This window comes from Paraliobacillus zengyii (genome assembly GCF_003268595.1).
In the GTDB taxonomy this organism is placed as follows: Bacteria; Bacillota; Bacilli; order Bacillales; family Amphibacillaceae; genus Paraliobacillus_A; species Paraliobacillus_A zengyii.
The window spans coordinates 2,940,928-2,955,649 of the sequence record NZ_CP029797.1 but is presented as its reverse complement, the minus strand read 5'-3'; the positions used below and the strand labels follow the sequence as shown (position 1 = coordinate 2,955,649).

Below are 14,722 nucleotides of genomic sequence, written 5' to 3'. Positions count from 1 at the left end.
TATTTTAGATGTCAATTGAAGCACATGGTGGAACATTAATTAATAGACAATTAACGGGAACAAAAAGAGAAAAAGCAGTGACTAATGCAGAAACGTTAAAAGATTTAACAATAAACGCGTGGGCTATTTCTGATTTAGAACTAATTGGAATAGGTGGTTTCAGCCCACTTACAGGCTTTTTAGGACAAAAAGACTATGAACGAGTTGTTAAAGAGACTCGTCTTGCCGATGGCAGTGTTTGGAGTATTCCGATTACTTTAGCAGTTACAAAAGCACAAGCAGAAACATATTCTATTGGGGAAGAAATAGCTTTAAAGGGTGAAGATGGGATTATCTACGGAATCCTGCAATTAGAGGAAAAATATAGCTATGATAAAAAGCTTGAAGCAAAGAATATTTATGGAACAACAGATGAAGCACATCCAGGTGTGCAGAAGTTGTACGAAAGAGGTGAGATTTATTTAGGTGGCCCTATCAACTTGTTAAATCGTCCCGATCATAGTGAGTTTGAGGCATTTCATATGGATCCTAAAGAAACACGTGCACTATTTAAAGAAATTGGGTGGAAGACAATTGTTGGTTTTCAGACGCGTAATCCTGTCCATCGTGCGCATGAATATATTCAAAAGAGTGCATTAGAAGTAGTTGACGGTTTGTTATTAAATCCACTTGTTGGTGAAACAAAGTCAGATGATATTTCTGCAGCTGTTCGTATGGAAAGTTACCAAGTAATTCTGGAAAAGTATTATCCGAAAGATAGAACGCGTTTAGTTATTTATCCTGCAGCAATGCGGTATGCTGGACCAAAAGAAGCTATTTTACATGCGATCGTTCGTAAAAATTACGGCTGTACGCACTTTATTGTCGGACGCGATCATGCTGGTGTAGGTGATTATTATGGAACCTATGAAGCGCAAGATTTTATTCGTCAATTTGAGGATGAATTAGGAATTCAAATCTTTGCATTTGAGCATGCCTTTTTCTGCAAAGCGTGTGAAAACATGGCTACTGCTAAAACGTGTCCACACGATAAGGAAAATCATGTTCATCTAAGTGGAACAAAAGTAAGAGAAATGTTACGTAATGGAGAGAAACCACCAAAACAATTTTCACGTACAGAAGTTGCGGAAGTACTTATTAAAGGTATGCAAACAAACTGACTTTCGATATAGGGGGCTACAATCATGCACGAATCAACCAATATTGTTTGGCATCATTCAGAAGTAACGAAAGAAGAAAGGCAAAAACAAAATAAACACAAGAGTACTGTTCTTTGGTTTACTGGTCTTTCTGGTTCAGGTAAGTCTACTGTATCAGTTGAATTGGAAAAAAGATTACATGCACTAGCTATCCATACGTATCGTTTAGATGGTGATAATGTAAGACATGGTTTGAATAATAACTTAAAGTTTTCTCCAGAAGACAGAAAAGAGAATATTCGTCGTGTTGGTGAAGTATCAAAACTCATGGTGGATGCAGGCTTAATAACGTTAACTGCATTCATTTCACCATATAAACAAGATAGAGAAAATGTTCGTCAATTGTTAGAAGAAGATGAGTTTATTGAGATATATATGAAAGCTACAGTAGAAACGTGTGAAAAGCGTGATCCAAAAGGTCTATACAAAAAAGCAAGAGCGGGTGAGATAAAAGGCTTTACTGGTATCGATGCACCATATGAAGAGCCAGATCAGCCCGAGTTGACAATTGAAACAGATAAGCAATCTATTGAAGAAGCGGTGGAGAGCATTGTAAATTATTTAAAGGAGCAGGGTTATATTTCTTAATGATAGTTCTTACTGCTGAACTAGTCATTAAACCCTCTGAAACAACTTAGTGAATTGGCAATTGTATGTTAGGGGGCCACAATATGACAGGCGAAATGATCTTTACTTTTATCGTAATATTTATCATGTTAATTGGATTAATTAAAGAAATAGCTCGTCCGGATATCATTGTGTTCACCGCATTGTCAATCTTTTTTATAACTGGTATTTTAACTGCGGAAGAAGCATTTGCCGGTTTTTCTAACCAAGGTATGTTGACGGTTGCTTTGCTATTTATTGTAGCTGGCGCTATTCAAAAAAGTGGTCTAGTAGAACAAGTCATCTTTCGATTATTAAAAAAAGGTAAATCTGATCAACGTACATTATTTAGCTTTTTATTACCAATTACAGCAGCGTCGGCATTTCTAAATAACACACCAATCGTTATGACACTAACGCCTATTGTCCGAAAATGGTGTGTTGACCATAATATCGCTCCTTCAAAGTTTTTGATTCCACTTTCGTACGCAACGATATTAGGTGGTATATTAACTTTAATGGGGACATCTACTAATCTTGTTGTACATGGTTTAATGGTAGAAAGAGGAATGGAAGGGTATTCGATGTTCACTTTAGCCAAATATAGTCTGCCAGCTAGTATTATCGGGCTGATCTATTTGGTGACAATTGGATATAAGATTCTACCGAGTTATAAAGTCTCAGAACCAACTGTTACTGAGAAAAGTAGAGAATATTTAATCGAGATGGTGATCGAGGAAAATTATCCTTTTCTAGATAATCCATTAGTTAATAAGACAGTAGAAGAATCGGGATTACGAGATTTTAAAGGTGTCTATTTAATAGCTGTAATCCGAAATAATGAAAAAATATATCCAGTCAGAAATTCCACAAAAATAAAAGCGAATGATCGCCTGATATTCACTGGTGTTATTTCACGAATTGCAGAAATTCAAAGTAAAAAAGGGATTGAATTAAAGACAGGAACAAACGTCACATTAGAAAAATTACGTAATGGCAATACACAAGTGATGGAAGTGGTTATTTCGCATCAATCTTCTCTGCTTCATAAAAAGGTAAAAGAAAATAAATTCCGAGCTAAATATGATGCTGATGTGATAGCTGTGCATCGAAATAATGAGCGAATTGAAAGTGGTATTGGTGATATCACACTAAAAGCTGGAGATACACTTCTTTTATTAGCTGGTGCAGATTTTGAAGAGAGATTTGCGCAATCTAATGATTTCTATGTAGCTATGCCATTGAATAAACACCCATTGTTACACAAGATTGATAAGAAAAATGCGTGGTTATCTATTCTTATACTCACTACTATGATTTTCTTAGTTAGTTTCGGTGTTCTTTCTATGTTAAAGGCGATGACAATTACTGTAATTCTTTACTTTATATTTAAAGTTATCAGGCCAGAAGACATTAGTAGGGATATGCAATATCATGTTTTATTGTTGATTGCAAGTGCATTTGGTATCGGGCAAGCTTTGTTTAAGACTGGAGCTGCGGATTGGATTGCGAACCAGTTAATTATAGTTTCTGAGCCGTTTGGTATGTTAGGTATATTGGTATTACTTTATATTGTAACTGTTTCTTTTACAGAAATGATTACAAATAATGGTGCAGTTGTCTTAATGTTCCCCATAGCAATAGAAGCCGCTAATAAATTAGCAGCTGATCCTATGGCATTTTTAGTTATTATAACAATTGGTGCTTCTGCTAGCTTTTTATCACCAATCGGTTATCAGACAAATTTGATTGTTTATGGTCCAGGTGGTTATAAGTTTACTGATTATTTTAAAGTAGGTTTACCACTAAGTTTTATTGTAATGATTACCACAATAGGAACGATTTATTTATATTAGAAATGAAAGAGTCTTAGTCTGTATTTGCAGGCTTTTCTTTCGTTTTATAATAATTAGCTAATGATATAACCATAGCACCCATTTTTGGTTTTTCAGGAGTTAATAAACGATTGACACCGAAATCTCTTACTTGCATTTCGGTTACAATTCCAATATTAACTGCTAAAACATCACTTTCAAAGGCCTCGATTAATCTATCAATAGATTCATAGTCTGAAAAAAGGTTTTCCACTTGTGTTTTACTCGTAAATAAAACGGCATCTAATTCTCGTGTTTCGATTAAAGTCCTTAAATTTTCTAATGTCTCAGCTTCAGGTGGGTTATAGTAATAGGGCATCGATTGATAAAGAAAAATTGGCAATGCTCGTAACTGATTAAGTAGTTCCTCTTCATCCTTATTGTAAGCTTGAAAGAAAAACTTTTGTCCATCAATTTGATTTGTTTTTAACTCTTCTATTAATTTATCCATTGTTCCATCAGGTGAAGAGAAGTATGGTTTTAAATCCCATTGTTTCATCCAATTCAGTGTTTTACTTCCGCGAATAGCAAGTTTTTTCCCTCTTAATGTTTCAATATATAATTCCAGTACACCGAGATTTTTGGCAGCATTCTCTAATCCTTTAGCTCCAATACCTGTTGTGAGAATAACCCAGTCATAATCTCCTGCAATGAGATGCTCCACATCTTGCTCTGCTTTTTCTTCAAGAAGAATACGTTCACCTTGAATAGAACGAATAACTGGAGTGCCACCCTTTTTTCTAATGATTGTACTGATTTCATCGGCTTTTCTATCTGCAGTAACACCAATTTTTTTGCCTTCTAACTCCATCATTTGGTTACTTCCTTTCTTTATCAAACATGATTTAATTAGTCTACATCACCTTTTTAACTAAGATGATGCAGAAGATTAGGACTGTGCAATTTCTTCAAACCATTTTAATTTCTCTCTTAATCGTACAACTTTTCCAATCACAATCATAGAAGGATTTTCAATTTCATGTAGTTTTTCGTTGATTGTTGCTAATGTACCAGTAATTGTTTTTTGTTTAGGAAGTGTGCCCCAATGAATAAGTGCAACTTCGGTGTTAACGTCCATACCGTTTTCGGTTAGCCTTTTAGCAATCTCAGGGAAATGTTTCACACCCATGTAAATGCAAAGTGTTTCCACACTGCCAACTAAATTCCGCCAATATTCATTTGAATCCTTTTCTGGATTAAAGCCCGTAATAATGGTAATAGAAGAGCTTAATGTTCGATGTGTCAAAGGTATGCCGGCATAAGCAGGAGCGGCGATACCAGCAGTAATACCAGGGACTATTTCAAAGGGGATTCCAGATTCCTTTAAGAGTTGTGCTTCCTCGCCACCCCTCCCGAAAATAAATGGATCGCCACCCTTTAGACGTGTAACGATTTTGTCTCCTCTGGCATGTTCACAAAGCAAATTGTTAATCATATCTTGATGTAAGGTGTGGTTTCCAGGTAGTTTACCACAATAAATTAATTCGGTATCTTTAGAAGCGTAGTTGAGTAATTCCTCATTTACTAGGCGATCATATAAAATTACATCAGCTTGTTTAATTGCTTTTAATCCTTTAATCGTTAATAGATCCGGATCTCCAGGACCAGCACCAACTAAAAAGACTTTCCCCATTTTATAACCCCCAACTTTTACTTATCGATAATCATCATATAAAAAATTCTCCTCCCTAGTTAAATAGAAAGAAGAAATACAGGCATCTTACTACTTATCTATCAAGTATAGAAATACTTGTGGAGTTGGCACAGTTCTAAAAAGTAATAGCCTGTTGCCGAGGTTTCATTGGGCCAGTCCCTACACCTCTCTGGATAAGAATAGTTATATATTTAGTTATATCTATAAGAATATCATTAGCAGTGAAATAAAGTCAATTAAATTCCGACTTTTTTAATGGGAATAGTTTATTATTAGTTTTACTACGTCACATTTTCTATCAAATTCGTAAGATGAGACGTAATGATGGGAACGAGGTCAACTTTAACTTATTTGTGAGACATCCTAGTTATCGCTAAACCTAAATTCCTGTTTAATGCTGTGAAAGTTTCATAAATTACTAACTCAACTTTTACACTGTAAAACGGCACTTAAGTTTTGGTGTAACAAGAAAGTCTAACAATCCAAAATAGAAATTGACTTCACGCTTCTTTTTGAATCATCAGTACTGTGATCTGACGCACTCGAGAGAAACTCAGTCGTAAGTATCTTACAACTTTAGACCCGCTACGGTAGCAAATAGTCTCCCTTTCCGTGGGCACAACCTCAGCTATCTATAGAAGCAAAGACCGCTTCTATAGAGGATCTTCGGTTTGTGGGATTGCGATTACTCATCCCATCGAAAACATTTGCTGTTCCCACAGGAGTGTCAACCATTTGCTACCTTCGCTGGATAAACTTTAGAAGTATTACGTTATCTGCTTGTCATATAGTTTTATTCTACTTTATGCTGATTGATTGTAGCGTAGGGTAGTCGACTACTGCGGGAAAAGCAAGATCTGAAGATCCACTTCGGAAAGCGACTTTTGCTTTTCGAAGTTAGCTGAAGACTTGGGCCTGCTATTACTCGGCCCATCGAAAACATTTGCCCGTGGAAAGCGACTGCCAGAAGCGGAAATCAACATGGCAGTTACGAAAGAGCCTATGTTTATTAAGTAATAAACAACTTTTTTAAATCGTGTCAAGCTTTATAATGAACACACTCCAAGCTAATAACAGCCAACGTTTAGAGATTATTTTTATAAGTGAAAATTGCGTAAATTACTAAGAAAAAAAGACCTATGTATGAGGTCTTATTTGGTACTATCTGTGGAATCTTTATTTGATTTTTCTTTATTCTTCTCCTCGATAAAGACCCAACCATAATAAATCACCCAAAATAAAATGGCTATTACGATAGAATATTGACTTAACGTATCAGGTAGATATGTTATTAAAAGATAGCCGATAAGAATAAATGGTGGCAAAAGTAGTGCTAATTTTCTCCAGTGCATAAAACGTCACTCCCTTATATATAGCTATTTTACCACAGAATTACTTGTTATTAATATTCTGAAAAACTCCCCTTCCATGTAGCATTGGAACGGGAGTTTTTGTTAATTTTTTGCGTTTTGAATGATATTTTTCATTAACTCAATATTTGGATAGTTTACTTCCTTATATTTATCAATCGTTTTTTCAAAATCATAAGATACTTTTTCAATCGAAGCACTAACACTTCCATCTTGCACATCAACAAGAGCATAAGAAGCCTTTGTAATACCATCAAATGGCAGTCCAACACTACCTAGATTAATAATCATTTTACCGTTTATCGTACGAATATAAGATTTATGAATGTGTCCATACAGATAAACATCCGCAACCTTTTTCATTAATTCTGACTCGATCATTTCATCCGTTGCATTTGGAAGTACCGCATCAAATAAACTGTTTGGTGTTGCATGAAAACCGTGAAAAACGATATCGTTTTCTTCAAATAGCGTTTCTGTAGGTAGTTTTTCTAAGTAAGCAATGTCCGCTTGGGATAATTGGGCCACAGACCAGTCTCTTTCTTCATTCATCTTATCAAGTGCTGCGTCAGGAACTTCACCTTTTCTTACGCCACGTACAATCCAATCATCTGCATTACCTTTAATAACGGTTGTGTTTAAATTTTTAATTAAGTCAATCGATCGTTTTGGCTCTGGTCCACGATAAGCAAGGTCCCCAAGCACTACTATCTTATCAACTTCTTTTTTTCTAATATCATTTAATACTGCATCTAATGCTATCGCGTTCCCGTGAACATCTGAAATAAAAGCAATTTTCATTATCGATCATCTCTCCTTTCTTCTATCGTATCATTTTTTGAAAATAAAATTAAGTATGACGAAAGAAGCTGGTAATGTTAAGGTTCCAAGTATTTGAGAATTCGTTGAAACACAATCCTTTTAATAGGCTCTGCCTCATTAAAAAGCTCGTGACGTCCTTGATCAATTTGAGCAATTTGTAAGTTTTGAAATTTATGTTGGAGAAATTTTATGTTGTATTTCCAATCTATTGTCTTATCCTGATTTCCTTGAATGAGATAAATGAACTTTTTGCTTTCGTGATAATCTTGTATTTTTTTATTCCATGTCATTAATGCGTTGACCCATTTCACCGGAACATTGTCTGATTGAAGTGGGTCAGTTTTTATGGAACGTAAATATGCTTCATCTGTTGAATTTTGACGGAAGTTCCTTTTTATATGCTGGATAAAAGGGAACCATTTCAACATGTATAGCCCAATTTGTGATAAATTCCAATAATTTGAATGAATAAGTGGTGCAACCAATATAGCTTTATCGACGTCATGACTTGGATGTCTCAATAGATAATCAACGATGATGGCGCCACCAGTACTGTGACCAATTAGGTGTATGGGACCACTCAGTTCCTTTTTTATTATTGTTAATAATTTCTCCATAATACGACCATAATCATCAAATGTGTTGACAGAGGCAATCTTACCTGTTGAAAGGCCATGTCCTTGCAAATCATAACTAATTACTGTGTAATACTGGTTATTTAAAAACTGAATAATATGTTTTAAATAACCGACATGACTTAAATAGCCATGTAATAAAAATATATTTCCTTTGCTATGGTTGGGTTTAAAAATTTGTACGTGCACGTTATTTTGATCAATTGTTATTTTACCGAAGTGAAATGAAAGATTTGATTGTTTAAATCCGTAATAATCCTGATAGGCTTTCATAGCAGGAGTTAAATGATTTGGTTGAGCAAAGTCTAATTGTTCTTCTGAAGTGGACAGTTGTTCTAATATCTTATTTATTTCTAAATTATCAGTCACGAAAGTATACTCCGTTCTTTTTAAGATGTCGGTTTATTATCGACTTGAGGGAAAAAATCATGCATGGAGGTATAACTTGAATAAACAAAATAAGAAAGACAAAAGCTAACATGAATAACAATGGAGGTGAACGTATACTTGAAAAGTAGTAACTTTGGTATACATGAAATCGTTGATTTAAGGGAGTTAATTAATTTTAAAGTTGGTTGCCTTTCACAATCTAAATCAAGAATGAAAATAGTTGAAAATATCGAATTAAAAACATTGGTCGAACAGAGTGTAAAACAAGGTCATACGGCAGTTAATCAAATGAAAGACTTACTCACTTCTGCTTCAACTCAAATCAATCAATAAAGGGGTGCAATAAATGGATACGAATCAATTAAGTGCTTCAGACCACACGATAGCTACAGATATGCTATTTGAAGCAAAAGCTGGTATTAAAGACATGGCTGCAGCTATTACAGAAACAACATCTTCTGACATTCGAACATTTTTGACACAGGAGTTACAAACAGCAATTAAACAACATGAACAAATATATGGATTTCTTCAAGATAGAGGAATATATGATGCTTTTAATATTCCCGAGCAGTTAGAAAAAGATGTTCACTACGCAAATAGAGCGCTAAATGAATAATACTAACATGAAGGTGGGGGGTGGAAGGTTTGAACATACAGTTAGGTATGCATGAAACATTAGAGGTACATGAACTTATTACATTTAAGAGCTTATGCCTTACCAAGGCATCGATCATGCAAGGATTAGTAATGGACGAGAATCTAAAAGATTTGATGAAGCAAGATGCTACAATGCATGTTCGGCATTTGGAAGATTTAGAAAAACACTTGTCATGAAGGAGGTTAAACAGTGAATCAACTTATTGAAAAAATTACTGGGATGGCACCATTAACAGATCAAGTAATTGCGACAGATATTTTAATGGCTGCAAAAGCAGAAATAAAGAGTTATGCCTTAGCTATTACAGAAACTGCAACACCAGGAGTTAGAAATACATTAACGATGCAATTAGACGAAGTTATTACATTTCATGAACAAATTTCTACGTATATGATTAATAATGGATTCTATCATCCACATGATACAGAAAAACAACTAGAAATAGATAGGAAGATCACAGAAACCGCATTAAGATTAGCAAAAGGATAGATAGACGACGTTTTCATGTTAAAAATGGCCTAGCATCTCGCTTGGCCATTTTTATATAGCTTTCAGATCCTTCTAATAATTAGTTTAGAAAAGATTGTATTTTTTTAAACGTAGCTTCTTAAATGGTATGATGAAGTGAATTAGTAATAAGGGAGGCAATTAAATGCTATTTGAAAATAAGGTAGTTATTGTTACTGGTGGTGCAAATGGAATTGGCCGATCTATAGCTTCTGCATACGCAGAAGAAGGTGCACATGTAATAATTGCTGATGTCGCAAAAGATGACGGGAAAAAGGTTGAAGCATCACTAAATAAAAGAAAAAAGACAGCAACTTTTATAAAGACAGATGTCCGAGAGTCCACTTCAATTGATAATTTAATGGAAAAAACAATGGATGAATTTGATAAAATAGATATTTTAATTAATAATGCGGGTGTTTCAAAATTCAAGTCCTTTTTTGATTTAACTGTGGATGAGTTTGATGATGTATTAAACACGAATTTACGTAGCGTATTTCTATGTTCCCAAGCGGCAGCGAAAAAGATGAGAGGAACGGGTGGTGCAATTATAAATCTTGCGTCTACACGTGCATTTATGTCTGAACCAAATACGGAAAGTTATGCCGCAAGTAAAGGTGGCATATACGCACTCACACATGCTTTAGCTCTCACATTACAGGAAGAAAAAATTACTGTAAATGCTATTAGTCCAGGCTGGATAGAAACAGAAGATTATGAATCGCTTCGTACTGTTGATCATACGCAACATCCGTCCAAACGTGTAGGGAAACCTAGTGATGTCGCACGTGCTTGTTTGTTTCTGACGAATCCACTTAATGATTTTATTAATGGTGAAAACATTATTATCGATGGTGGTATGACTAGAAAGATGATTTATGAGCATTAAGCATAAATCATCTTAACTGCTAACTTATATTATTCATATTTTTTTGTAGCTTCCGTATCCTAAGTGAAAAATTGATTCTAGTAGCGAGGGAAGAAAAGATGGAGTTACAACTAATTGAAGTATATATTCCAAATGATAAAGTGAATCATTTCCAAGAAAAAATAGCAGAATTTACGATAATTTCGCATTGGCATACACGCATTTCAGATCAAGAGCAAGTATTTAAATTATTAATTGATAAAAAATATGCGGAAGAGATTCTGAATTTTTTAGAATTAGATTCAAAATATGATGAGGAAATGCGTGCATTACTTTATAACATTTCAACTTATATTCCGCGAGTTGAGGAGGAAAAAGAGGAAGAAAGAGACCCATCCGAAAAACAAGAAGAGGTTTTAAGGGCGAGCAGGCATGAATTATATAATGTCGTTCATTCATCAAGTGTTATTAATCGAAACTTTGTATGGCTCCTTGTGTTATCAGCTATTGTTGCGACTGCAGGTATTGTAAAAGATAGTGCAGCAGTCGTAATTGGTGCGATGGTTATCGCTCCATTAATTGGTCCTTATACCGCCCTATCTTTTGCAGCTGTGTTAGGTGATTATAAAATAATGCGCCGGTCGGTAGGGACTGCAATATTTGGTTTGGTAGTTCCAATTCTTATTGCTATTTTATTTGGTGTTATATTTAATTTACCACTTGATAGCGATGAGTTTAGAGCTCGTACAAATATCGAGATGATGGATATCATCTTAGCACTTGCAGCGGGAGCGGCTGGCGCACTTTCTTTTGCCAAACGTGTGTCAGAAGCATTAGTTGGTGTAATGGTATCAGTAGCGCTGTTACCACCAGCAATTGTCTTTGGCATGATAATTGGCGAGGGGGAATGGAGATATGCAGTTACGCCACTTCTTTTATTACTTGTAAATATTCATGCGATTTTATTATCAGCCATTATCGTCTTTTGGGTTAGCGGGATTAAACCGGTGAACTGGAAAGAGATCCAAGTGGCAAATACGTCAAGGATAATTGGATTGCTGTCTGTTAGTCTTGTTATTATAGTACTTGGCATAATTATATACTTTATAGAATTCTAACTAAAATAAAAACGTATTAGTTGGAACTAGCTGCTTATTTTTTACAAAATCACTAATTAGCTCTAAACTGGTATTAATATACAATGTTGAAAGGGGAATGATTAACGAATGACAGTAGAGACACATGTAGCTTTACGGAAATTAGGACAATCATCAACAAGAGTATCTGCATTAGGATTAGGGTGTTGGCAATTTAGTAATGGTAAAGGTTTAGTAGGTGGATTTTGGGCTGCGATGGATCAAAAGGATGTTACTAATATTGTGAGGCTTAGTTTGGAAGGTGGGATCAATTGGTTTGATACTGCTGAAATATATGGAAAAGGTGAATCTGAAAATGCATTATCTGTAGCCTTAAATAGCATAGATGCATCTGCAGAGAGCGCATTAATTGCAACAAAATGGTGGCCATTATTTAGAACAGCATCTTCCATTACAAAGACGATAGATAAGCGATTAGAGGCATTAGGTGGAAGGGACATTGATTTATATCAAATTCACCAACCTTTCTCTTTTTCTAATGTGAAGAATGAAATGAAAGAAATGATACATCTCTTAGAAAAGAATAAAATTAAACTTGTCGGTGTAAGTAATTATAATGCAGGAAAGATGAAAGAGGCTCATGAATTATTAAAAGAAAAAGATTATTTTCTAGCTTCAAACCAAGTGAAATATAGTTTATTGGATCGAAGGATTGAAAAAAACGGTATAATGGATGTTGCGAAAGAATTAGGAATCACCATTATTGCCTATTCTCCATTGGAACAGGGCATATTATCAGGGAAATTTCATAAAAATCCTGAACTGATCAAAAATATTAAAGGTCCACGCAAATATACAAAATTCTTTAAAGCTGCAGGATTAGCGCAAACACAACCGTTAATTGATTTATTAGAAGAAAAGGCGATTAAATATGGAGTTAGTCAGACGCAAATTGCACTTAACTGGTTGATCCATTTTCATGGGGAGACCGTAGTAGCAATTCCAGGTGCTTCAAAAGTCCATCATGTTGAAGAGAACATTGGTGCACTGCAATTCACATTATCAAGAGAAGATCTTGATGAAATTAATGAGGCGTCTAAGAAGGTAGCACTATTTGAATAAAGTCTAAAGAGGCTGGGACAAAACTCAGATAAACAATAAAAAGTTGCATCTTCCAACGGTAGTTGGAAGATGCAACTTTTTTATAAAATCGAAAATTTTAGTAAGTAAAAAAGGATACCTTCTGATAAAATTAAAGTGACGAAACAATAACTATCGGAGGTATCCTTATGTTTAAAGATTATAACATGAATCAAGTAATTCTGCCGTTAGATTTTGAAATGAAATTACAAAAAAATGATATTGCCTATACGATCCATGACTTAGTAGAACAAATACCTGATAAAGCATTTTCTGTTTTCTTACATGAAACAGGTTGTCCTGCTTATCATCCACGCATGATGATGAAGGTTATTTTATGTGCTTACACGCAATCTGTTTTCTCTGGAAGAAAAATTGAATCATTACTGAAAGATAGTGTACGTATGATGTGGTTAGCGCAAGGTTATGAGCCAAGCTATCGAACGATTAATCGTTTTCGAGTCAATGAAGAAGTACAAGAACTGTTACGCCAATGTTTTGTACAATTTCGATGCCAACTGGTGAAAGAAGAGCTGATTGACCAGGAAGCGATCTTTATTGATGGCACCAAAATAGAAGCAAATGCCAATAAATTTACGTTTGTTTGGCGAAAAGCGATTGAAAAATACAGTGCGAATTTGGTGGAGAAATCAAATCAACTGTACGATGAATTATTGGCAAACGAAATTATTCCAGAAATAGAACGCGAAAGTACGGAAGAACTATCCACTAAAGAACTCGAAAAAGTAGTTGAGAAACTAGAGAAGACCGTTGAAGGATACGACAAACAGATCGAAGAAAGTAAAGATGTCAGCAAACGAAAGCAGCTTCGCTCTGCAAGGAAAACACCAAAAAAATACCGCAAACAGTTTAAAGATTACGTAGCACGCAAACAAAAATACGAAAAGGATAGGCTTATATTTGAAGCGCGCAATAGTTATTCAAAGACAGACCATGATGCCACCTTTATGCGCATGAAAGACGATTATATGAAGAATGGCCAATTAAAAGCAGGTTACAATGTACAAATTGCGACCGAAGGACAATATACACTCGCATATGACGTATTTCCCAATCCAACTGATGTACGCACATTCACTCCTTTTCTAGATAAAATCGAGGAAAGCTTCTTTGAACTTCCCACATATATCGTAGCTGATGCATGGTATGGAAGTGAACAGAATTATGAAGATGTCCGCATTAATCGGGAGCGCATCCCGCTGATTACCTACAATATGTATCGAAAAGAGAAGACAAAGAAATATAAGCAAGACCCTTTTAACACAATGAACTGGGCGTATGATGAAGCGAGTGATTCTTTCCGTTGTCCAAATGATAAAAAAGTGGCTTTCCAGTATCTATCTAATCGAACAGGTAAAGATAACTTCACCCGATCCTTTAAAGTCTATGAATGTGAAGACTGTTCGGATTGTCCGTTGCGTTCCCACTGTACAAAAGCAAAGGAAGGAAATAATCGAAAAATTTATTATAATGAAAAATGGGAACAACAAAAAGCATACACAAAACAGCAGCTTTCAGAAAAAGAAACCGGTAAAATCTATGGCAAACGAAAAATAGATGTAGAACCAGTCTTCGGATTTTTGAAGGCTAATTTGCGTTTCACTCGTATGTCAGTAAGAGGCAAGAAGAAAGTGGAAAATGAATTAGGATTTGCATTCATGGCGGTGAACTTGAGAAAGTACACGGCTAAGCATGCGCATGGTCCAACAAATCCTGAAAATAATCCAACAAAAAAAGATTCCGACCATCTTCCTAAGATGATCGGAATCTTTTTCGTTATTTTGGCTAGTTATGTCCCAGCCTCTTTAGCTATCTTACATTTTAAGAAATTCGGTGTTTACTAAAAGGTAAGATTAAATTTCGGTTATTTGATTGTCT

Annotated in this window: 16 protein-coding genes and 1 riboswitch; of the genes, 11 read left to right on the top strand and 5 right to left on the bottom strand. The window is 35.1% G+C overall.

From position 1 onward, the window contains the following. Positions 1 to 8: 8 nt before the first annotated feature. The 3 genes from sat (at position 9) to DM447_RS14900 (ending at position 3,661) form a co-directional block, all read left to right on the top strand. Positions 9 to 1,160, top strand: coding sequence for a sulfate adenylyltransferase (gene sat / locus DM447_RS14910; protein ID WP_112181981.1), 1,152 nt, complete (start codon positions 9 to 11; stop codon positions 1,158 to 1,160). Positions 1,161 to 1,184: 24 nt separating this feature from the next. Beyond that, the gene (gene cysC, locus DM447_RS14905) at positions 1,185 to 1,787 is read left to right on the top strand and encodes an adenylyl-sulfate kinase (RefSeq protein WP_112181980.1); all 603 of its coding nucleotides are present in this window, start codon (positions 1,185 to 1,187) and stop codon (positions 1,785 to 1,787) included. Positions 1,788 to 1,870: 83 nt separating this feature from the next. After that, positions 1,871 to 3,661: an SLC13 family permease gene (locus DM447_RS14900; RefSeq protein ID WP_112181979.1), complete on the top strand. Its 1,791-nt coding sequence runs from the start codon at positions 1,871 to 1,873 to the stop codon at positions 3,659 to 3,661. Positions 3,662 to 3,674: 13 nt separating this feature from the next. Here DM447_RS14900 and DM447_RS14895 read toward each other — a convergent pair whose 3' ends face one another. From DM447_RS14895 to DM447_RS14875, 5 genes are all read right to left on the bottom strand, one after another. After that, the gene (locus DM447_RS14895) at positions 3,675 to 4,493 is read right to left on the bottom strand and encodes a uroporphyrinogen-III synthase (RefSeq protein ID WP_112181978.1); all 819 of its coding nucleotides are present in this window, start codon (positions 4,491 to 4,493) and stop codon (positions 3,675 to 3,677) included. 75 nt (positions 4,494 to 4,568) lie between these two features. Continuing rightward, positions 4,569 to 5,312, bottom strand: a complete 744-nt coding sequence (gene cobA / locus DM447_RS14890) for a uroporphyrinogen-III C-methyltransferase (protein ID WP_112181977.1) — start codon at positions 5,310 to 5,312, stop codon at positions 4,569 to 4,571. 91 nt (positions 5,313 to 5,403) lie between these two features. After that, a riboswitch (SAM riboswitch) is annotated at positions 5,404 to 5,513 on the bottom strand. A gap of 971 nt (positions 5,514 to 6,484) precedes the next feature. Next, positions 6,485 to 6,685: a hypothetical protein gene (locus DM447_RS14885; protein WP_112181976.1), complete on the bottom strand. Its 201-nt coding sequence runs from the start codon at positions 6,683 to 6,685 to the stop codon at positions 6,485 to 6,487. 102 nt (positions 6,686 to 6,787) lie between these two features. After that, on the bottom strand, positions 6,788 to 7,504 hold the full coding sequence (locus DM447_RS14880) for a metallophosphoesterase family protein (protein WP_112181975.1): 717 nt from the start codon (positions 7,502 to 7,504) through the stop codon (positions 6,788 to 6,790). A gap of 77 nt (positions 7,505 to 7,581) precedes the next feature. After that, positions 7,582 to 8,529, bottom strand: a complete 948-nt coding sequence (locus tag DM447_RS14875) for an alpha/beta hydrolase (protein WP_112181974.1) — start codon at positions 8,527 to 8,529, stop codon at positions 7,582 to 7,584. A 120-nt stretch (positions 8,530 to 8,649) separates the two neighbouring features. Here DM447_RS14875 and DM447_RS14870 point away from each other — a divergent pair, with 120 nt between their 5' ends. The 8 genes from DM447_RS14870 to DM447_RS14835 all read left to right on the top strand — a co-directional run bounded on the left by DM447_RS14870 (position 8,650) and on the right by DM447_RS14835 (position 14,688). Further along, entirely contained in the window at positions 8,650 to 8,883 is a 234-nt protein-coding gene (locus tag DM447_RS14870) for a spore coat protein (RefSeq protein ID WP_162632660.1), read from the top strand. A 13-nt stretch (positions 8,884 to 8,896) separates the two neighbouring features. Then, entirely contained in the window at positions 8,897 to 9,169 is a 273-nt protein-coding gene (locus tag DM447_RS14865; protein ID WP_112181972.1) for a spore coat protein, read from the top strand. A gap of 29 nt (positions 9,170 to 9,198) precedes the next feature. Continuing rightward, positions 9,199 to 9,387: a hypothetical protein gene (locus DM447_RS14860; RefSeq protein ID WP_112181971.1), complete on the top strand. Its 189-nt coding sequence runs from the start codon at positions 9,199 to 9,201 to the stop codon at positions 9,385 to 9,387. Positions 9,388 to 9,400: 13 nt separating this feature from the next. Further along, positions 9,401 to 9,700 carry a spore coat protein gene (locus DM447_RS14855; protein WP_112181970.1) on the top strand — a complete coding sequence of 100 codons (300 nt, stop codon included), beginning with the start codon at positions 9,401 to 9,403 and terminating at the stop codon, positions 9,698 to 9,700. 163 nt (positions 9,701 to 9,863) lie between these two features. Next, positions 9,864 to 10,607 (top strand): SDR family NAD(P)-dependent oxidoreductase, encoded by a 744-nt coding sequence (locus tag DM447_RS14850; protein WP_112181969.1) that lies wholly within the window; start codon positions 9,864 to 9,866, stop codon positions 10,605 to 10,607. Between the two features lie 98 nt (positions 10,608 to 10,705). Further along, a complete protein-coding gene (locus DM447_RS14845; RefSeq protein ID WP_112181968.1) occupies positions 10,706 to 11,704 on the top strand; it encodes a TIGR00341 family protein in 999 nt (332 codons plus the stop codon). 108 nt (positions 11,705 to 11,812) lie between these two features. Beyond that, a complete protein-coding gene (locus tag DM447_RS14840; RefSeq protein ID WP_112181967.1) occupies positions 11,813 to 12,805 on the top strand; it encodes an aldo/keto reductase in 993 nt (330 codons plus the stop codon). Between the two features lie 167 nt (positions 12,806 to 12,972). Continuing rightward, entirely contained in the window at positions 12,973 to 14,688 is a 1,716-nt protein-coding gene (locus tag DM447_RS14835; protein ID WP_112181966.1) for an IS1182 family transposase, read from the top strand. The last annotated feature ends 34 nt before the right edge of the window (positions 14,689 to 14,722 follow it).